The sequence below is a fragment of the Ruegeria sp. CDSA193 genome (assembly GCF_059611885.1).
On the sequence record NZ_JBXWPN010000012.1, the window covers coordinates 15,507 to 34,903 of the forward strand.

At 55.8% G+C, this 19,397-nt stretch carries 24 protein-coding genes; 11 read left to right on the top strand and 13 right to left on the bottom strand.

Translation table 11 applies throughout. From position 1 onward, the window contains the following. The first annotated feature begins 11 nt into the window (after positions 1–11). Positions 12–644: a leucyl/phenylalanyl-tRNA--protein transferase gene (aat, locus tag AC2FLG_RS19100; protein WP_282022112.1), complete on the top strand. Its 633-nt coding sequence runs from the start codon at positions 12–14 to the stop codon at positions 642–644. Here the strand turns inward: aat and AC2FLG_RS19105 are convergent. From AC2FLG_RS19105 to AC2FLG_RS19130, 6 genes are all read right to left on the bottom strand, one after another. Next, positions 599–967, bottom strand: coding sequence for a DUF2155 domain-containing protein (locus tag AC2FLG_RS19105; protein ID WP_142638127.1), 369 nt, complete (start codon positions 965–967; stop codon positions 599–601). The two genes, aat and AC2FLG_RS19105, sit on opposite strands and share 46 nt — an antisense overlap. Then, the gene (mlaD, locus tag AC2FLG_RS19110; RefSeq protein WP_142638125.1) at positions 964–1,416 is read right to left on the bottom strand and encodes an outer membrane lipid asymmetry maintenance protein MlaD; all 453 of its coding nucleotides are present in this window, start codon (positions 1,414–1,416) and stop codon (positions 964–966) included. Before mlaD ends, AC2FLG_RS19105 begins: the two co-directional genes overlap by 4 nt. Positions 1,417–1,429: 13 nt before the next feature. Next, on the bottom strand, positions 1,430–1,813 hold the full coding sequence (locus AC2FLG_RS19115) for an NADH:ubiquinone oxidoreductase subunit NDUFA12 (protein WP_496692846.1): 384 nt from the start codon (positions 1,811–1,813) through the stop codon (positions 1,430–1,432). A 79-nt stretch (positions 1,814–1,892) separates the two neighbouring features. Beyond that, positions 1,893–2,267, bottom strand: a complete 375-nt coding sequence (locus AC2FLG_RS19120; RefSeq protein ID WP_496707562.1) for a Rid family hydrolase — start codon at positions 2,265–2,267, stop codon at positions 1,893–1,895. A gap of 66 nt (positions 2,268–2,333) precedes the next feature. Then, a complete protein-coding gene (clpX, locus tag AC2FLG_RS19125; RefSeq protein WP_142638118.1) occupies positions 2,334–3,599 on the bottom strand; it encodes an ATP-dependent Clp protease ATP-binding subunit ClpX in 1,266 nt (421 codons plus the stop codon). A gap of 132 nt (positions 3,600–3,731) precedes the next feature. Then, entirely contained in the window at positions 3,732–4,364 is a 633-nt protein-coding gene (locus tag AC2FLG_RS19130) for an ATP-dependent Clp protease proteolytic subunit (protein ID WP_142638117.1), read from the bottom strand. Positions 4,365–4,684: 320 nt separating this feature from the next. On the opposite strand from AC2FLG_RS19130, the gene AC2FLG_RS19135 reads away from it, so the two are divergent. Beyond that, positions 4,685–5,020 (top strand): ArsR/SmtB family transcription factor, encoded by a 336-nt coding sequence (locus tag AC2FLG_RS19135; protein ID WP_142638116.1) that lies wholly within the window; start codon positions 4,685–4,687, stop codon positions 5,018–5,020. 23 nt (positions 5,021–5,043) lie between these two features. Here the strand turns inward: AC2FLG_RS19135 and AC2FLG_RS19140 are convergent, their stop codons facing one another. Beyond that, positions 5,044–6,027: a zinc ABC transporter substrate-binding protein gene (locus AC2FLG_RS19140; protein ID WP_496707564.1), complete on the bottom strand. Its 984-nt coding sequence runs from the start codon at positions 6,025–6,027 to the stop codon at positions 5,044–5,046. Between the two features lie 93 nt (positions 6,028–6,120). Between AC2FLG_RS19140 and AC2FLG_RS19145 the strand changes: the two genes are divergently transcribed. From AC2FLG_RS19145 to AC2FLG_RS19160, 4 genes are all read left to right on the top strand, one after another. Continuing rightward, the gene (locus tag AC2FLG_RS19145) at positions 6,121–6,600 is read left to right on the top strand and encodes a Fur family transcriptional regulator (protein WP_142638114.1); all 480 of its coding nucleotides are present in this window, start codon (positions 6,121–6,123) and stop codon (positions 6,598–6,600) included. Next, complete coding sequence (locus AC2FLG_RS19150; protein ID WP_496690139.1) at positions 6,597–7,346, top strand: metal ABC transporter ATP-binding protein; 750 nt, start codon at positions 6,597–6,599, stop codon at positions 7,344–7,346. The genes AC2FLG_RS19145 and AC2FLG_RS19150 overlap by 4 nt, the downstream gene beginning before the upstream one ends. After that, positions 7,346–8,140 (top strand): metal ABC transporter permease, encoded by a 795-nt coding sequence (locus AC2FLG_RS19155; protein ID WP_271950389.1) that lies wholly within the window; start codon positions 7,346–7,348, stop codon positions 8,138–8,140. Before AC2FLG_RS19150 ends, AC2FLG_RS19155 begins: the two co-directional genes overlap by 1 nt. Before the next feature lie 76 nt (positions 8,141–8,216). Continuing rightward, positions 8,217–8,354 (top strand): entericidin A/B family lipoprotein, encoded by a 138-nt coding sequence (locus AC2FLG_RS19160; protein ID WP_142638111.1) that lies wholly within the window; start codon positions 8,217–8,219, stop codon positions 8,352–8,354. A gap of 1,294 nt (positions 8,355–9,648) precedes the next feature. Here AC2FLG_RS19160 and AC2FLG_RS19165 read toward each other — a convergent pair. The 4 genes from AC2FLG_RS19165 to AC2FLG_RS19180 form a co-directional block, all read right to left on the bottom strand. After that, complete coding sequence (locus tag AC2FLG_RS19165; RefSeq protein WP_142638110.1) at positions 9,649–9,969, bottom strand: hypothetical protein; 321 nt, start codon at positions 9,967–9,969, stop codon at positions 9,649–9,651. Between the two features lie 90 nt (positions 9,970–10,059). Beyond that, positions 10,060–10,239, bottom strand: a complete 180-nt coding sequence (locus AC2FLG_RS19170; protein WP_142638109.1) for a CTP synthetase — start codon at positions 10,237–10,239, stop codon at positions 10,060–10,062. 1,153 nt (positions 10,240–11,392) lie between these two features. After that, positions 11,393–13,192 carry a translation elongation factor 4 gene (gene lepA / locus AC2FLG_RS19175; protein ID WP_142638105.1) on the bottom strand — a complete coding sequence of 600 codons (1,800 nt, stop codon included), beginning with the start codon at positions 13,190–13,192 and terminating at the stop codon, positions 11,393–11,395. Between the two features lie 143 nt (positions 13,193–13,335). Then, positions 13,336–14,349, bottom strand: a complete 1,014-nt coding sequence (locus AC2FLG_RS19180) for a hypothetical protein (RefSeq protein WP_496707566.1) — start codon at positions 14,347–14,349, stop codon at positions 13,336–13,338. 192 nt (positions 14,350–14,541) lie between these two features. Between AC2FLG_RS19180 and AC2FLG_RS19185 the strand changes: the two genes are divergently transcribed. The 3 genes from AC2FLG_RS19185 to AC2FLG_RS19195 all read left to right on the top strand — a co-directional run bounded on the left by AC2FLG_RS19185 (position 14,542) and on the right by AC2FLG_RS19195 (position 16,944). After that, complete coding sequence (locus tag AC2FLG_RS19185; protein WP_496707568.1) at positions 14,542–14,850, top strand: hypothetical protein; 309 nt, start codon at positions 14,542–14,544, stop codon at positions 14,848–14,850. Between the two features lie 66 nt (positions 14,851–14,916). Further along, entirely contained in the window at positions 14,917–15,858 is a 942-nt protein-coding gene (locus AC2FLG_RS19190) for a LysR family transcriptional regulator (protein WP_496707637.1), read from the top strand. A 159-nt stretch (positions 15,859–16,017) separates the two neighbouring features. Next, positions 16,018–16,944 carry a DMT family transporter gene (locus AC2FLG_RS19195; RefSeq protein ID WP_496707570.1) on the top strand — a complete coding sequence of 309 codons (927 nt, stop codon included), beginning with the start codon at positions 16,018–16,020 and terminating at the stop codon, positions 16,942–16,944. A 67-nt stretch (positions 16,945–17,011) separates the two neighbouring features. On the opposite strand, the gene AC2FLG_RS19200 is transcribed toward AC2FLG_RS19195, so the two are convergent. After that, on the bottom strand, positions 17,012–17,455 hold the full coding sequence (locus AC2FLG_RS19200) for a low molecular weight protein-tyrosine-phosphatase (RefSeq protein ID WP_496707572.1): 444 nt from the start codon (positions 17,453–17,455) through the stop codon (positions 17,012–17,014). A gap of 28 nt (positions 17,456–17,483) precedes the next feature. Between AC2FLG_RS19200 and AC2FLG_RS19205 the strand changes: the two genes are divergently transcribed. Continuing rightward, complete coding sequence (locus AC2FLG_RS19205) at positions 17,484–18,179, top strand: NAD-dependent deacylase (protein ID WP_496707574.1); 696 nt, start codon at positions 17,484–17,486, stop codon at positions 18,177–18,179. A gap of 54 nt (positions 18,180–18,233) precedes the next feature. Next, positions 18,234–18,842, top strand: a complete 609-nt coding sequence (locus tag AC2FLG_RS19210) for an HdeD family acid-resistance protein (RefSeq protein WP_496692855.1) — start codon at positions 18,234–18,236, stop codon at positions 18,840–18,842. Between the two features lie 81 nt (positions 18,843–18,923). Here the strand turns inward: AC2FLG_RS19210 and AC2FLG_RS19215 are convergent, their stop codons facing one another. Then, complete coding sequence (locus AC2FLG_RS19215; RefSeq protein WP_496707577.1) at positions 18,924–19,388, bottom strand: copper chaperone PCu(A)C; 465 nt, start codon at positions 19,386–19,388, stop codon at positions 18,924–18,926. Positions 19,389–19,397 lie beyond the last annotated feature (9 nt).

Consider the following 19,397-nt stretch of genomic DNA (forward strand, 5'->3'; position numbering starts at 1 on the left):
AGGCGCCTGGCATGAGCCTTTCCCCGGAATTACTGCTCCATGGATATTCCATCGGTATCTTCCCGATGGCTGAACATCGCGATGATCCGGACCTGTTCTGGGTTGATCCTAAGTTTCGCGGCATCTTCCCTCTGGACGGATTTCACATCTCACGCAGCTTGGCCCGCAGGATTCGGAACTGTGGGTACACGGTGTCAATCAACAGGGATTTTGCCGGCGTTGTTGATGGCTGCGCTGATCGCACGGATACCTGGATCAATCAGGAACTTCGCACCCTTTACCAAAAGCTGAACCAATCCGGTCACGCCCATTCGCTGGAAATCTGGGACGGCCCGAATTTGGTTGGGGGCGTTTATGGCGTTACTCTTGGCGCTGCCTTCTTTGGCGAAAGCATGTTTTCCCGACGCAAGGATGCCTCAAAAATTGCACTGGCTTATTTGGTCGACCGGTTGCGGTCCTGCGGGTTCAAACTGTTCGATACACAGTTTTTAACCGCGCATCTCGCCTCGCTCGGCGCGATTGAGGTGCCACGGGCACAGTATCGGAACGCGCTGGAAGAGGCAGTGACTGTTGCGGCAGATTTCTCTGCTGATCTCGATCAATCGCCGGATGGCGTGATACAGCGGATCACCCAGACGTCATAGCGCGAATGATCAAGCGCATTCAGGGCTGGCGAGGTGGCAATCATCCACCCATCAAACAGCTGATCCGTTCCGCCTTGTTCCCAAATGGTCAGGTAGGCAAACGCGTCCCCTGTTGGGTTATCTGCAGGATAGCGGCAATCACCCAGTGCGACATCCAGCCCAAAGACTGTCTTGGATTGGCCGTTTTGCAGTTCGACATCAACGGTCTGGCCATTGACCTTATCCAGCCCTCTGAGCATTGCACCCGGTCCGGATTGAACCTTTTGCTGTGCCGCTACCCCAGAGGCTGCCAGTATTGCCGCGATCAGAGCATATCGCTTCATTCGCCGCCATCTCCGGCGACGAACTTAACCAAAAGCGAAATCAGGCTGACTGCGCCCTGTGTATCCTCGACCTGATCGCCCGGCTCAAAGTTAAAGAGCGATCCGCCTGGCATGACTTCTACAAAGTTACCACCCAGCAACCCTTCGGATGAGATCACGATAGCACTGTCATCGGGGACCAGAATTCCATCAGAAATCGCAAAAGTCGTGTCCGCCCGGTAGGTTTCCGGGTTCAGGGTCACCCCTGTCACGGTGCCGATTTTGACCCCGGCAAGCCGCACGTCCGTTCCGACGCCGACGCCTTCGAGCGAGCGGAAAGAGGCGTTAAGCTCATAACCAGAACCGCCCTGGGACAGGCCTGTCGACTGGCTCGCATAGACGCCAAACGCTATTGCCCCGGCCAGGACGGCGCCTCCGACCAAAACTTCTGAAACTTTGTAAGATGACATTGCTCGCCTCGTCTTATTCCGGGTTCCAGGCCTCATAATCCGAACGCTCGACCGGATCCGGGCGGCGCAAAGACCCCGCCGGTGCATAAGCAAGCGCGGTTCCTGTCAAGTTTTCCTGATGCGGTTTTTCCCAGGATTTATGTGCCAGAGGTTTGTCGGTTGGAGGTTCGTCCCAGGTGCGGTGCAACCAACCGTGCCAATCGGGATCAACCCTGCTGGCCTCGGCCTCGCCGTTGAAGATCACCCAACGCCTGCTGTCATCCGCGGTACGATAAAACATATTGCCTTCATTATCTTCACCGACTTTCACGCCTTTGCGCGAAGTGTAAATCTGGGTGTTCAGGGTGGCCCCGTTCCACCAGGTCACGGCGCGCAAAAGACTGTTCAGGATTCCCATCGGCTGCCTCCGGCATTTTTGTCTCTGCAGATATGGACCAAAGGTCCGCCAAGGTCCAGTGCTAGGGTAACGTTGCGCATCAATCCGGCAAAACTGCGGTCACTTCAATCTCGATGCGGTCCTCTGACGTGATCAGGTTGCATTCGGTCACTGTCGCCGCCGGCGGGTTTTCACCAAATGCCTCAACCAGCAAGGGCCAGCACAGTTCAAATTCTGACATGTCCGGAAGGTAGTAGTTTACCCGAACCACATGCGCCAAATTTGATCCAGCCTCATCCAAGGCCTTTTCAATCACCTGCAGCGCGGATTTGCACTGTCCGACGATATCTTTGGGAATGATTTCGCCTTGTGCGCAGGTCCCGGCAACAAAGACAAAACCGTTTGCAACCACTGCCCGGCAATAGCCGACTTTGGCCTCATATTGGCCGCCCGAGGAAATTCGCCTTATCGTCATCCTGCTCTCCCAAACACAAAATGGCGCGGGATCACCGCGCCATCTGTTGCAATTCAAATTCAGTGATTACCCGGCCGAAGCTGATTCCGCCGCATCCGCATAGATGATCAGCGGCTGCTTGTCCGAAGATACAGCCTCTTCATTGACGACAACTTCGGTCACGTTCTTCATGCCAGGCAATTCGAACATCGTGTCCAGAAGGATGTCTTCAAGGATCGAGCGCAGCCCGCGTGCACCGGTCTTGCGTTCAATGGCGCGTTTGGCGATTGCCTTGAGCGCATCGTCGGTAAAGCCCAGCTCGGCATCTTCCAGTTCGAACAGACGCTGATACTGTTTGACCAGCGCGTTCTTGGGTTTGGTCAGAATGGTGACCAGCGCATCCTCGTCGAGATCCTCAAGCGTGGCCAGAACTGGCAGACGTCCGACAAATTCCGGGATCAGACCGAATTTCAGCAGGTCTTCAGGCTCCAGCTCTTTGAAAATCTCCCCCACGCCGCGGTCATCATTGTCCCGCACATCGGCACCAAAGCCCATGGCCGAGCCTTTGCCGCGCTGTGCGATAATTCTATCCAGACCCGCAAAGGCACCACCGCAGATGAACAGGATATTCGTCGTGTCCACTTGCAGGAATTCCTGCTGCGGATGCTTGCGTCCACCTTGCGGCGGAACACTGGCGACGGTGCCTTCCATCAGCTTCAGCAGCGCCTGCTGCACGCCCTCGCCCGACACGTCGCGCGTGATCGAGGGATTCTCGGATTTGCGCGTGATCTTGTCGACCTCATCGATGTAAACGATGCCGCGCTGCGCGCGTTCGACATTGTATTCGCTGGCCTGCAACAACTTGAGGATGATATTTTCGACATCCTCGCCCACATAACCGGCTTCGGTCAGCGTGGTCGCATCGGCCATGGTAAAGGGCACATCCAGAATGCGCGCCAGAGTTTGCGCCAACAACGTCTTGCCGCAGCCTGTCGGGCCGATCAACAGGATGTTGGATTTGGCCAGCTCGATATCGCTGCCGGCCTTCTGAGCGTGATTCAATCGTTTATAGTGGTTGTGAACCGCCACTGACAGAACCCGCTTGGCCGTAGCCTGACCGATCACATAATCGTCCAGAACTTCGCAGATGTCTTTCGGCGTCGGCACTCCGTCAGAAGATTTCAGCCCGTTGGCTTTCGTCTCTTCGCGGATGATGTCCATACACAGCTCGACGCATTCATCACAGATGAACACGGTCGGACCTGCAATCAGCTTACGCACCTCATGCTGGCTTTTGCCACAGAAGCTGCAGTAGAGCGTGTTTTTGCCGTCACCGCCTGAATTCGTCGCCATGATCTACCTTTCGGGCTCCATCCTATGCCCCTTGCGGGGCCGCGCTTGCGCCTGTTCGTGCAGCTTAGGCCAGCACTGTGGCGGCTACAATCTCAAAATACCCCCCGTATCGGCGACACGAGGGGTCTGGGCTTAGCCCTCTTCGCCGCTCATCTTGGCGCGGTTTTCAACGATCTCGTCGATGTGACCCCATTCCTTAGCCTCTTCCGGGCTCATGAAGTTGTCACGGTCCAGCGCCTTTTCAACGGCCTTTTTGGTCTGTCCAGTATGGCGTACATAGATATCATACAGGCGATCCTTCAGCTTTTGCGTCTCAGCTGCGTGGATCATGATATCGCTTGCCTGCCCCTGATATCCGCCACTGGGCTGGTGCACCATGATGCGGCTGTTCGGCAGGGAAAAGCGCATGCCCTTCTCACCACCGGCCAGCAGAACAGACCCCATCGAGGCCGCTTGACCGATCACCAATGTGGAACATTTCGGTTTGATATACTGCATTGTGTCGTAAATCGACAAACCGCTGGTGACCACGCCACCCGGCGAGTTGATGTAGATCGAGATTTCCTTGTTCGGGTTTTCCGCCTCAAGGTGCAGCAGCTGAGCAACCACAAGATGGCTCATCCCGTCGTGGATCGGGCCGTTGATAAAGATGATCCGCTCTTTCAGAAGGCGCGAGAAGATATCGTATGCGCGCTCACCCCTGCTGGTCTGCTCAACGACCATTGGGACAAGCGTGTTCATGTATGTGTCAACGGGATCGAACATAAGAAACCTGCCTGCTTTGCTATGGATCGGGACACTACCCGAAAATCTGTTACCTGAGTCTTAGTATCGCCACAGTGGGGCTGCAAGGGGTGCAGGAAACTTCATGCCCTGCAAATGCAAATAGATATTCAGCGGTGACTAAAGCGATACGCTCTTCAAAGTCGAAATCTGCGTCGAACTCTCACAAGTTCCCCTTTTCCCCTCACCTCATTTTGATTCATGCATATGAGAGTAAATGTTCATAACTAGCTGACTTGCGACCTTCTCCAGGCAGCAACACAAACAGGCGCCCAAAGTGTGGGCTGGTAAGGAAACAGAGGATGGCCCTTCCACAACTTTCACAGGAAACATCTCCGGAAAATTTCGACAAAATGGTTGAGAACGCAACGCATGCTGCAAATTTTCTCAAGGCCATCAGCCACGAAGGGCGTCTCATGATCCTATGCCACCTGGTATCGGGAGAAAAGTCAGTAACAGAACTGGAAGAGCTGCTTTCGGCGCGGCAAGCGGCTGTTTCGCAACAACTGTCGCGGTTGCGACTTGAAGGGTTGGTGACGCCTCGCCGCGAAGGCAAGGCGATCTTTTATAGACTTGCCGATGAACGGCCACGCCGGATGTTAGAGGTTGTCTACGAACTCTTTTGCAACGAAGAATAAGAGCAATCCGCTGTCCCGGCTACTTACGACTTACTTTTGGAACAGTCTTGATAGCCGGCGGACATGGCCATTAACAAACTATCATAGTGCGAAATTCCCGTGTCAAAACTCACGCCTACGGGATCCAATTCAAAGATCGTGGCCCCGGTTCCTTCGATCGCTGTCCGCACCAGCCTTGTGTCAAATTGCGGCTCGGAAAAGGCACAAACAATTCCTTCATGCTCAACCTTTTCACGCAAAGCCGCCAATCGCGCCGGCCCGGGAGAGGACGCATCGCCAAGACTGACTGCGCCGGATGACTCCAGCCCAAATCGCTTTTCGAAATACTGATAGGCATCATGAAACGTTATGAATGACAGCGTCTGCATATCTGTCAGATCTGTCATAATTTTTTCTTTCAGCTCAACCAGTTCCCGATCTGCGGTTGCAGCGTTCTGCTGATAAGTTTCGGCGTTTGAGGGGTCCGCCTGTGAGAGTGTTGCAGCAATCACTTGAACCCAGATACGCGCATTCTCGGGATCCAGCCAGGCATGAGGATCGATCCCTTTGTGATCATGGTCATGTTCGTCGTCATGATCTGCGTGGTCCGCATGGTCGTCATGATCTGCGTGGTCCGCATGGTCGTCGTGATCTGCATGGTCATCATGATCCGCACCATCGGTCGCATCGCGAAAATCATAGAGTATCGTTCCATCGGCATCCAACAAAGAGACATGCAGTGCATCCGGCGACAGCGCACCCAAGGGTTTAGCCAGCCAAGGGGTCAGCTCTTCTCCAGTCCAGAATACGATCTCGGCGGACTGCAAAGACCGCGCCTCAGAAGGCCGCATCGCGTGATCATGCGGAGACGCGCCGGGTGGAATGATCAAGCTGGGCTCACCCACGCCGTCCATCACCCGGGCGACCAGCGAATGGACAGGCGCAATATCGACGGCCACGCTTGGCGCGTCGGCGATTGCCTGGCCCGCAAACGCAAGTGAGCACACATATAGTGTAGATCGGAACATTTTCCCTCCAAATTGATATGTTATTACATTCGTTGAGCGCTTGTTAATCCGGACGTTATTACATATCAAGTTCAAAATCATTGGAGCCCCGTCATGAGCACCGTTGGATTCAGACAACACGATCACGCCCACTGCGTTCACACTGCGCTGTCTCAGGCCGAAAACAAGTGCAGAACAAAGCGCCTGCAATTCACCACTGTCCGACGCCGTGTTCTTGAGATCCTGTTGGAAAAGCACCGGGCAATGGGCGCATATGACATTCTGGCTGTGCTAGCTGCAGAAGGGCTCGGGTCGCAACCTCCGGTCGCGTATCGTGCACTGGATTTCCTTGTGCAAAACGGGTTTGTGCATCGTATCGAGCAACTGAATGCCTATACAGCCTGCGCCCACCCGACCCATGACCATGTCCCCGCGTTTCTGATCTGCAGGTCCTGCAAAGCAGTGGCTGAAACGGAAACCGAGCTGACACAGGGTCGATTGGGCGCTGCGGCGAACACCTCGGGGTTTCAAATCGAACGAGTAGTGGTCGAGGCCGAGGGCCTATGTCCCGAATGCGTAGGGTCGGCGGCATGAATACCCCCCTTATTTCATTGAAAAACATGTCCATTCGGATCGACGGCCGCACGATCCTTGAACATGTGAATGCGGCAGTTTCCGAAGCAGAGATCGTGACCATTGTGGGGCCCAACGGATCTGGTAAGTCGACTCTTTTACGGGCGATCATTGGGGCCATTACCCCATCAGAAGGCCAGGTAAGCCGCGCACCCGGCCTGCGCATCGGTTATGTCCCGCAAAAACTGGCTTTGGACGCCGCTTTACCGATGACCGTGCAACGTTTCCTGGGCTTACCCAAACGGATCTCGGCCCGCAAAGCGCTGGATGCACTAGAACGAGCGGGCGTCCCGGATCTGCGCAATCGGCAAATGACCCAACTTTCGGGCGGTCAATTTCAACGAGTTCTGCTGGCGCGCGCACTCCTTGATGATCCTCAGGTCTTGCTTTTGGATGAAGCGACGCAAGGCCTGGATCAACCGGGTGCAGCTGCCTTTTATCAACGCATTGAGCAGGTCAGACGCGACCTTGGTTGCGCGATCGTGATGGTCAGTCACGATCTGCACGTTGTCATGGCGGCCTCAGACCGTGTGCTATGTCTGAACGGACATATATGCTGCGAGGGGTCGCCTCATACCGTCGCGGACGCACCCGAATACCGGGCCCTATTTGGCAGCGGAACCAAGGGCATGATGGCCCTTTACCAACATCAACACAGCCATTCGCACGACCATGACCACCACCACGACCAGGAAACAACCAACTGATGTTAGACGATTTTATGGTTCGTGCGGCGCTGGCGGGTATTGGCGTTGCACTCGCGGCGGCCCCTTTGGGGTGCTTTGTGGTATGGCGCCGGATGGCCTATCTGGGCGAGGCCACAGCGCACGCGGCTGTTCTGGGTGTGGCACTGTCTCTGGCATTTTCACTTCCGATGCTGCCGTCGATTGTGGCGTCAGCGCTTGCCATGGGGCTTACCGTCACGCTTTTGCGTGGCAAGGGGTTGGCGATGGATACATTACTAGGCGTAATAGCGCATACAGCCCTGGCCGCAGGGCTAGTCACCGTCGCCTTGCTGTCCGACGTCCGGCTGGATTTAAATGCCTTTCTGTTTGGTGATATCCTGGCTGTCACCAAAGGCGATTTGGCAACCATTTGGGGTGGCGGCGCGTTGATCCTGGCAGTCATGATCTGGCGCTGGTCAGCCCTACTTGTCGCCACGCTGAACCCGGACATGGCCTATGCATCCGGCATTGACCCAAAGCGCGAGGAGGTGTGGTTGACGCTGACCATGGCGCTGGCCGTTGCCGTGGCAATCAAAGTGGTAGGGGTTCTGTTGATTGCCGCCCTGCTCGTCATCCCGGCAGCCGGCGCGCGGTCTTTAGTGAGAACCCCTGAAAATATGGCGTTCGGGGCCGCCATCATCGGATCAGCTGCCGCCCTTGTCGGGCTGTGCGGTGCGTATCTTGCCGACACTCCGGCCGGGCCCAGCATCGTCTGCGCCGCAGCTGTGATCTTTCTGGTAACCGCCGCCATCGGGCCACTTTTTCGTAAAGAATAGATTGCCGGTTCAAAACTCTGGTTCACCATTAGCAAAACTGCTACGAAAATCGGGACTTATACAAAAGGAGAGACCTATGATCCGAGCCGCACTTATTGGACTGGCCCTTTGCACACTCGCCGCATGTGAAACCGCTAAAGGCGCCGGTAAAGATATTGAAAAAGCAGGTGACGCAATTCAGGGCGCAGCCACCGAGGTTCAGGAAAACATCTGATTCCTTTCGAAATGTAGCGATCAAGATCGGGCGACATACAAGATATAGTTGCCTTCTGCACCCGGACCCGCTATCGTTGCGGACACAGGTGCATAGACGCGGCATTGCATTTCTGACACGATCACGGGGTTCTTGCTTAAACGCTAGAACCCCGTTCCCGTTTTAGGGGGAATTAAATCGCTGCCTGTATGAATCCGGGGCCCGGAAAAAGGAAAAGGCGTCAGGTGCGCAGACGCGGTCTTTGCACGTGCCCAAAGGACACCCCTGACGCCTTACCGGTTCGACACGCCCGAGGGACGTCCCGATCCAGTTGCTTTGTCCCCCTAAGGGGCCACAGCCGCTGAACAGAGCCCGACGGCCCCGCACAGCACGCATTAACCTTCTGAGAGCTTGATCACCTGTTTCAAACTTGACGCCCAAATCAGCGGATCACGCACCGGTAAGTCTTTGCAGTAGAACAAAATCCTAAGATTTCCCTTCACCGCAGCGACCCCCTTGGCCTTTGCGTCCCACCCAGGATCCTAAGAACCTCTGCGGTAACCTGACTGTTACATCGCGGTCATAAACGGGCAAGAAAATAGCACTGCAGCATAAAAAATAGCCGGGGATAAACTGTTGATATCTCGCTGGAGAGTGATGTGGATAACTCTAGATTCTACGTTCCTGCGCAGAGTTGCCAATGGACAAGTGAAATTGCGTGCTTGGCCCGGGATTTTGGACTCTTTCTGCAGGCGCAAACGGGCTGCACGACCCTTCTGGGGGTTTTGGTGAGCGATTGCGCCGATCCGATCCCTGATATTTCGAATCAAACCCGCCTTGAACGGGTCGCTCTTTGGCCACGGCCTCCGAGGACCGAGGCATTTTCTGACCAATCAGGGCCACCTGCCCGCACATTGCGCTGAAAGCCTGTTCTGAATTTGAGAAGCGCTCCGACCCGGTTGGGTTACCTACTAAGCGCTGCGGCAATTCGCAGCCAGTACCCCCTAAATTCCAACCGGACCAGAGACGCTTCAGTTCACCTGGAGACCAGAGACGAGCCCGGAACTCGTTCGATCGCGCAGGCTACGCAAATTCAAAATTACATACAGCCCAAGGATCTTGCGCCAGCCCACGCAGCCAACCTAAATGAAGGGGCATTTACCGCTTCGATAGTTGAATTTGCTGTCACTGGCTCACCTCCTGTGCTGGGCCTTTCGCTGGCCTTTTACACAGATTGGGTGGCTGAGTGCCGGTTGCAACTTACCTGAAGGAAGCTTCATGAAGGCTTTAAAAAAGCCTAACCAGATTGTCGCGCTTAGGCCCAGGCCAGCGCGGTGCCGATCACGACCAGGGAAATGCCAAACACTTCGCGATGCGAGAAGTTTTCGCCAAACAGAAAGAATGAGGCGATGGCGATCAGAACGACCTCGGCCCCCAGAATGCCAGTATAGATTATGCCCAACCGTTCGTCGCGCAGCGCGGCGAGTTCGAGCGTCGCCCCGGCCAGCAGGGTCGCGACGATCAGCAGGCCAAGCCCCAAGCCGGGGATTTTCCACCAGAACTTCATCGCGACCATGGCAACGGAATAGAGACCCGCTGACCCGAGGGCAATGAAGGGGATCATGGATGTGGACATCTGCGCCTCCTGCTAGGGTTCCGCAAGGTAAACTCTAGCAGGCCAGCCGGGATGCGGCTGTGAGGTTGGTCACAATGGGCCGAACAGGCCTTATCCCGCGATCTTTCGGGTCACCAGATACGAAACCGGAAACGCCGCAATAAAGCCAGCTCCGGCAGCGATCAGGATAGGGTATAGCGTCGTATACCCCATCGACAGAACCGCAATCACAGCGGACCCGGCAAAGGTGGAACCAAGGAAGATATGTACGATCAACATCAGGGGAAGCATGGGGGCCTCATATCAGGGACTCAGGTTCCGCTGATCCTAGGATCGAGCACGCCTGCGGTCTTTGATCTGGGTCAGGGTGAGCGGCGTCTTGGAATTCGTCCAGTGGAGTGAGAAAGCTCCCCGGAAAACATCCGGGGGATGGTTTCACTTTCGAACGGGTGGAGCCCTCAGGGCCGAACGGGCGGAGCGTCGGGACGCAATCGCGCTTGCAATGGTTGATTAGCAGAACGGAGGGCAGCGCCGACCCGAGGGGTGGCGCAAACGCGCCGCCTCATGAGTGTGGGTCGGCGCAGCTGGGCGGGAGGCTAACTGGTTGAAGAAACTGAAATACAAGAATGCGACCCTAAGCTTTGGAAAATATCCATCCGAAGCTATCTGTTCAAACAGCTTCTCTTCACGGTTTGCGCTCTCGCCATGGCCACACCAAGTAGAGCCATTGAAATCGTTAGTAGCCCTAATGGCTGCTCTGCCCAGAAGATGAGAGATGCGCTATCGACAGCAACACCATACCAAAGGAGACAGCAAATGTAGATGACAACGCTCGAAATGCCGTCTCTGACAAAGCGGTCCCCATCAAGCAACTCTCCACCGTTACGCTTTCTGGCGATCGAAGCTAGGGTAGCAACCCCCACAGCTATTAATACGGGGGTGTTAGCGTTAAATGCCAACCACCTGAACAATTCATACATTTTAAGATTACTACTTACTCTCTAGAAACAGAACCTTAGTCGCCATTAACAGCAAAGCTACGGCAACTGCACAACCGTAAACCCACGCTGACGCCTCGGGGTTCACCAGATTGCCAACTGCACCGCCGACGAAAGCACCAAAAATTCCATAGCGACAAACACACATCAAATCAAAGTGATGCTTGCTCCCGTCAGCTTTTTTATGAATTGTTAAACCCACGCCCCAAAACTCCCCATAAAATCCGACAATCAAAATCTATTACCACTTGATAGCACAGAAATTGACACGCGGTAAATATTGATCGATTCCAGCTCTGCGTACAACGCTCAATTCAGATAATCCCACTTCAAGAACAAAAAAAGGGGTTCATGCAGGTTGAATCTGACAACGGGTTGTCGCGAATGGGCAAAAACGTGAGTTGAATTCTCAGAGCTAAGTTCCAGGATATATCTGTCTGGAGTTATCAACTATCCATCTTCAACGCAGAAATAAACGCCTCCTGCGGAATATCCACCTTCCCGAACTGGCGCATCTTCTTCTTACCCGCCTTCTGCTTGTCCAGCAGTTTGCGTTTCCGCGTGGCGTCGCCTCCGTAGCACTTCGCGGTCACGTCCTTGCGCAGCGCCGAGAGGGTCTCGCGGGCGATGACCTTGCCTCCGATGGCGGCCTGGATCGGGATTTTGAACATGTGGCGCGGGATCAGGTCCTTGAGCTTTTCGCACATCGCCCGGCCCCGCATCTCGGCCCGGTCGCGGTGAACCATGGTCGATAGCGCATCGACCGGCTCGTCATTCACCAGCACCGACATCTTGACCAGCGCGTCCTCGGTATAGCCGGTCATCTGATAGTCAAACGAGGCATAGCCCTTGGTCACCGATTTCAGGCGGTCGTAGAAGTCAAAGACGACCTCATTCAGAGGCAGGTCATAGACGACCATGGCGCGGCTGCCCGCATAGGTCAGGTCCATCTGGATGCCGCGGCGGTCCTGGCACAGTTTCAGCACGTCGCCCAGGAATTCATCCGGCACAAGGATTGTCGCCTTGATGCGCGGTTCCTCAATATGGTCGACCTTTGAGGGGTCGGGCATGTCGGCGGGGTTGTGCAGCTCGATCATCTCGCCGTCTTTCATGAAGACGTGATAGATCACCGAAGGCGCTGTGGTGATCAGCTCGATATCATACTCGCGCTCAATCCGGTCGCGAATGACCTCAAGGTGCAGCAGGCCAAGGAAGCCGCAACGGAAGCCAAAGCCCAAAGCGGCCGAGGTTTCCATCTCAAAGCTGAAGCTGGCGTCGTTCAGCGCCAGTTTGTCGATCGCGTCGCGCAGGTCTTCGAATTCGGAACTGTCGACGGGGAAGAGGCCACAGAACACCACCGGTTGCGCGGGTTTAAAGCCGTCCAGCGCGATTTCTGCGCCATTGCGGTCATTGGTGATCGTGTCACCAACGCGGGTGTCGCGGACCTGTTTGATCGAGGCGGTGAGAAAGCCGATTTCGCCGGGACCGAGGCTGTCGACCATCTCCATCTCAGGCCGGAAGACGCCGACGCGGTCGACATGGTGCAGGGTGTTGTTCGACATGAACTTGACGCGCATGCCCTTTTTCAGGGTGCCGTCCATGATGCGGACCAGAACGATGACGCCGAGATAGGCGTCGTACCAGCTATCGACCAGCATCGCCTTAAGCGGTGCATCCAGATTACCCTTGGGGGCCGGCAGATGGGTGACAATGGCCTCCAACGTCTCATGGATGCCCTGCCCGGTCTTGGCGCTGACCTGAATCGCCTCGGACGCGTCGATGCCGATCACATCCTCGATCTGTTCGGCCACGCGGTCACAATCGGACGCAGGCAGGTCGATCTTGTTCAGCACCGGCACGATGTCGTGGTCAGCGTCGATGGCTTGATACACGTTCGCCAGCGTCTGCGCCTCGACCCCCTGGGTCGAGTCCACAACCAGCAGAGAGCCTTCGACCGCGCGCATCGACCGGCTGACCTCATAGGCAAAGTCCACGTGGCCGGGGGTGTCGATCAGGTTCAGCACGTATTGCTCGCCATTGTCAGCGGTATAGTCGATGCGGACCGTGTTGGCCTTGATGGTGATGCCGCGCTCGCGCTCGATATCCATGCTGTCGAGCAGCTGTTCCTTCATGTCACGATCCTTGACCGTACCGGTCTCTTGGATGAGCCGGTCAGCAAGGGTGGATTTGCCATGGTCGATATGCGCGACGATGGAGAAATTGCGGATATGAGCGAGGTCTGTCATGGATTGGGGATATGTATAGATTTTAAGGTTTGGTCAATGGCTGCTGAAACAACAGCGGCGATCAAATTTGAAACAGAGAACAGCTAAGGCGCAAATACATCAGTATGCTCCATCTTGGGCCTGCTAAATCTTACCTAACGCTCCTACCCATGACCTTCGACTAGCTGCAGTTCTTTCATACTTCGTTTGAAACATGCGTCGGGAACCTTGGCATCACTGTCAGCCTCCACGATGATTTCCCAAGTGGACCTAGCAAGATCGCCGGTGACACGCTTACTGGTCCAATAAACTTCGTTCGAAATTACACTTTCCAACGGGCTGCGCGGTGACAATGGCGTCGTAAGGTAACTTCCGCCGGTTGCAGTACATTCCGAAATAGAGTCCGGGCATTGATCTTCACAGAAATTTCGAACCGGCGTCCAAGCTCGGATATTGCCGCTGTGTTTAATTGCCGCTTCACGCGCTTCGCCATCTTCGACCAGTGCGCGTGGCGAGAGATGGCCCCAAGCAAACTCAGACAGTCGGAAATGCTCATTACCAGTCAAAGTTCTAGGAACACTAGCCGATCCTGCATATGGGCTGTCTGAGCCTTGTGAAGCTTGAAAAAGCGCCCATGCCAATAATACATCAGCCTCTTCGGGAAGTTTGTCATCCAGACCCTGCAAGACAGAAACAAGTTCTTCAGCCTCACCATTTAACACCATAGATTGCGCAGCAATTATTGCTCTCTGCGGCTCGCCCAACTCTATGAGCGTTGCAATTGCCGGAGCCTTCTCTCCTATCTTGGACGCTTGAAGAAGCGCCAGGGCTAAGGCCTCTGAGTTCTGTGCTTCGGTCAGCCAAGATTTACCAGACAGACCGCCGGGTTTGCGCAACAAAGCAATGCGCTCCTTGCGCTCCATATCTGTAGTAACATGAGAGTGGTATTTGCTGCCGCTTGCTATACTCGCCAGCAAGATTTGCGCCGCAGTATTGCCTTGTTGCGCCTGTCCAGCCAGATTTTGCAATGCGACCAAATCATCGCCATCCAACCATGCTTGAACCGCCTCGTTGAATTCCGGCACGTCTTCGCCTTGCAGAGAACCAGAATCTGACAAAGCTGCTATCGGAGACAAACAGACTGCGATCGAGAAGAAAAACGTTTTGATCGAAACCACAAAATTGCTCCTTGAATAAGCTGCTTTTATTCATTTCCGACGCACCTCAGTGCGTAGTTGTGCCCTCGTCAAATCAACACCGTTTGATTTGCCTGTCAAAACAATTGATCCCTCCCCCCGTTTGATTCATACTCCGCCACAGACCGAGAGGGGCATCAGACCCGTCCGGGCAGGCAAAAACGAGGCAAGAGCATGAAACAGTTCCTCCTAATCGCATTCTGTGCGGCATCGCTGACAGCGGTGGCTCCGTCGGCCGACGCTGCGCAGATCAAACGGGCGTGTCTGGCGTCGGACCGGTCGGCGGCGACGCGGGCACGGTGCAGCTGCATTCAGCGCGTCGCAGATCAGGCGTTGACGCGGGGCGATCAGAAGACCGTCGCCAAGTGGTTCACCGACCCCCATCAGGCGCAGGAGTTGAAGATGTCGCAGACTTCGCGCGATGATGCGCTGTGGGATCGGTATAAGAACTTTGGCCAGATGGCGCAGGCAATCTGCAACTAAGCCGGTCACGCTGCTTGACCTGATGCGCACTGCACCTCAGAAATGGCGCAGCGAAAGGTGTATCAGATGGTAATGAAAGGGCTGACCCTGCGGGGCCTTGAGGTGTTCGAGGCTTTGGCGCGGACAGGATCTGTGGCACAGGCCGCCGAGATCACGGGGCTCAGCCAGCCTTCGGTTTCTCAGCAGTTGCGCAATCTGGAAAAGGCATTGGGCACTGATCTGGTCGATCACGGGCGACGACCAATGCGTTTAACGCAAGCCGGCCGCAGCTTTCTGGCGCGGGCCGAGGTCGTGCTGGCCGAACTGCAAATGGCCCAAAGCGAACTGACCGTGATGGATCTGGGGCATCTGACCACCCTCTCCATCGGTTTGATAGACGATTTCGACAACGATCTGACCCCGCGGCTGGCGACCTTGCTGGCCGACAGCCTGACCCGGTCGAAATTCAAACTGATCACGTTGCCCAGTCTAAACCTGTTCGCCGCGCTGGAGGCGCAGAGGCTGCATATGGCTGTATCCGCGCATTCCGGAGAGGTCCTGAAGGGTGTGATTGAATACCCTCTGGTTCAGGACCCTTTCATTCTGGTGACCCCAAAGGGTATGGGGAATTCAATACAGGACCTGCCCTTTCTGCGATACGCCCGAGATCAGCTGATCAGCCGCCAGATCGAGGCGCATCTGGCGCGCCAGCAAATGGAGTTCGAGGAACGGTTTGAAATCGGCTCGCACCTGGCGCTGATGGCAATGGTCGCACAGGGGCTTGGCTGGGCGATCACAACACCACTGGGATATATGCGTGCGACGCGGTTTCATGACGGGATGGAGGCGCATCCGGTCCCGTTCGGTGACTTCGCCCGCACAATTTCGCTTTTCACCCGCTCTGACTGGTCAGACCAAGTACCCAAAGAGGTTGCAGACATGATCCGACGGCTGATGCGGACCCAGATTGTTGATCCGGCAGTCGCGCAGGTGCCGTGGCTGGGCGGGCAGTTGAAGGTGATGAGTTAGTGTAGGGCACCGCAGATATTGGAAGCATATTTACTAACGCGCCGTGTGTTTCTGCCACCAACTTCATACAGAACTGAACCAGGGTTAGCTTTGCGAACCGAAGCAACCGCTCGACGAATCTCTGCTACAGCAGTCGCAAACCTGTGATAGCAAATTGGAATGGCAACGATATCAACACAGACCAGACCAACTATTCCCTATCCGATTGCGGTTGCCGGCGTTCTTTTCGCCTCAATTTGTTTCGGGTTGGTTCCCTTTTTTAGCCGAGGGCTGACCGAGCAAGGCGTCGCGCCTTATGCCGTCGCGTTCTATCGCTACATCGTTACGGCAATTCTGCTGCTGCCTGTTCTTTTTATACACCGAAACGCTTGGCGCGAGATTGTTTGGGGGCTTTCGGCAGGCGCGGTAATGGGCCTTGGATGGATTGGATATGTGACGGCGCTGGAGACATTGCCCGCATCGACTGTGGGCGTTCTCTATATGACCTATCCGGTTTTCACGCTGATCATTGCCTGGGCTTTGTTCGCCGATACACCCACAAGGCGCGCATTGTTCGCCTCGGGCCTCATTACGTTGGCGGCACTCATTGCAGGATCGCCCGCATCTGTTCCGATACAGCACATACCAACGCTTCTGATGTCGCTGGCAGCCCCAATCGGGTTCGGCTTCGGCATATGTGTCTTGGTTCACAGGTTGTCCCGCATCGCACCGCTTGCGCGCATTGCTTCGGTTTCCTTGGGATCGGTTCTCGGGCTGTTGCCGCTGATGTTGAACGCCGATGTTGCCAAGTTGCTCCCGCAAGGGCAATCCGACTGGATTTTGATCGTCGGAATTGGCCTGGTCACAGCGCTTGTGCCACAGCTCATTTATACGATCTGCTCGCCGTTGATCGGCGCTTCTCAAACTGCGGTCGTCGGCAGCATTGAATTGCCGACAATGTTTGCTGTGGGCTTTCTTGCCTTTGGCGAAGCAATCACAACACCACAGGCCGTAGCCTGCGCTTTGGTTTTGGGTGCGATTGCGATCACCAGAAGCCGGACGACACGCACCTTATCCACTGTGATTGCGAAAGAACCAAACAGGTGAGCTTGGCCCCGATGCAGGCGTCGATTGATTTTACACCTGAATGTCGAAGACATCAGAGCATTTACAACTAAGCCCTCAGATGTGCGTCAAGACCTGCGACGGCCTTTTCGATCAAATCCAGCGTGCCCTCGAAATCACGGGTGTAATACGGATCGGGCACATGATCCGCGCCTGTCTCAGTAGCGAAATCAGTCAGCAAGCGAACCGGAGTTTTGTTGCCACGGGGACGCAAGTTTTCAATATTGGTAAGGTTCTCTGCATCCATTCCGATGATCAGGTCAAAGCGGTCAAAATCTTCGGCCACGAATTTGCGCGCGCGCAGATCGCTGATGTCGATACTACGGTCATGAGCAGCCTGCTGCATTGGGCCATAAGGCGGGTCTCCGATGTGCCAGCCAGAGGTTCCGGCGCTGTCGGTGGCATGATGCGGCGCACGGGCGCGAAAGGCACCTTCGGCGGCCGGAGACCGGCAGATATTGCCCAAACAGACGAAAAGGATACGGTGTGTCATACAACCGGGTGTAACGCGTGAGGCGGAAATGGAAAAGATCGTCATTCTGACCGGTGCCGGGATTTCCGCCGAAAGCGGGCTGGGCACATTCCGCGACGAAGGAGGTCTGTGGGCGCAGCACAGGATCGAGGATGTCGCCACGCCCGAAGGCTTTGCCCGCAATCCGGCGGTGGTGCAAAAGTTCTACAACGCGCGCCGTGTGCAGGCTGCACAGGCGCAACCCAATCCGGCCCATACCGCGCTGACCCATCTGCAACACAACTGGCCCGGCGAGGTTATCATCGTGACCCAGAATGTCGACGGCCTCCACGAAGCCGCAGGATCCGAGAATGTGATCCATATGCACGGCACCCTCGCTGGGGCCTTATGCACCACCTGCGATCACCGCTGGGTCGCCCCGCCCGAGATGTCGGTGGGTGAACCCTGCCCCGCCTGCGGTGGCCCAACCGCCCGACCCGATGTTGTATGGTTCGGTGAGATGCCCTATTTTATGGACCTGATCTACGATCACCTGGCCAATGCTGCAATCTTCGCTTCAATCGGCACCTCGGGTCAGGTCTACCCCGCCGCAGCATTTGTGCACGAGGCGACAATGTCAGGCGCACGAACTGTCGAGTTGAACCTAGATCCGTCATCCGGCGCCTCGAGTTTCGATCAGGTGATACTTGGCCCTGCATCCGAAACCGTGCCACGCTGGGTTCAAAAGCTGCTGCGCGAATCTTAGCCCGCCAGACCGGCACCAAAATTATTGATACGACAATCGAAATAAGAGGCTCCCATGACCGACCCCCACCACACGCGCGAAGAAATCCTGGACGATTCCAGTATGGAGGGCCGCGATACATTTGGCGACCAACTGGCAAATCTGTGGTGGACCTTCCTGTTGCGCGGATGTCTGGCCGGAGCATTGGGGATCGCCGCGCTGTTTTGGCCAACGGGCAGTATCTCATTGCTGTTGCGACTGGTCGGCCTGCTTTTGGTTCTAGATGGCGGCCTGACCCTACTAGGCTTTGGACGGCGCGGATTGATCGGCGGCGTCGGCATCGGGGCACTGTTGATCGGTCTTGTCCTGCTGATCTGGCCCGAGGGTGTTGCGCGGCTGACATTTTTCCTGCTGGGTGCTTGGGCGCTGATCGTCGGCATCGGTTCGTTGCTGGCATGGCGGCAGATACCCAGCAACAACCCGGATGCCGTGATGGTGCGAAACTCGGGGATCATTGCGCTGATCATTGGGTTGGTGCTGTTGTTCTGGCCCGGCAGTGGCATGGTCGCACTGGGGTGGGCCATTGCCTTTTCCGCTCTGGCTTTCGCCGCCGTGATGTTCTTTCTGGCAGCGCGCTTCAAACGGGCGCATGACCGCGTTTCGATGCGGGTTGTTAACCGTTGAAGCGATAGGCAAACAGGCCGGGCAAAGCCCGGCCTGACGCGTGGATGACGGCCGCATAGCGGCTTGAAGGTTGACGTGACCTTAGTTCGAGTGGGCGCCCATGTCTTTTCGTTCCAGATCAACCGGCACGTCGATCTCAACCTCACCGGCTTTTTCAAAAACCAGCGTCACAGGCACAGTTGCACCATGTTCAAACGGAGCAACCAATCCCATGAACATCACGTGATCGCCCCCACGCTTGAGCGCATGCGCACCACCGGCAGGGATGACGAACCCCTCTTCGACATGGGTCATCTGCGCCACGCCGTTGGCATCGATCAGATGCGTGTGCAGCTCAACCCGTGCAGCCGCCTCCGATTCCGCACGAACAAGACGGTCATCCGCCTCGCCCGTGTTCTGAATCACCATAAAGGCCGCGCCCGCTTTCGCCGTTTTGCCGGCGGAGCGCGCATAGGCATCTTCTAGTGTGATGGTTTCCTGCGCCATTGCAATGGTGGCAAATGCGGCCGCAGCCAGGGTTGCCAAAAGTTTGGAAGTGAGGGACATTGCGCCTCT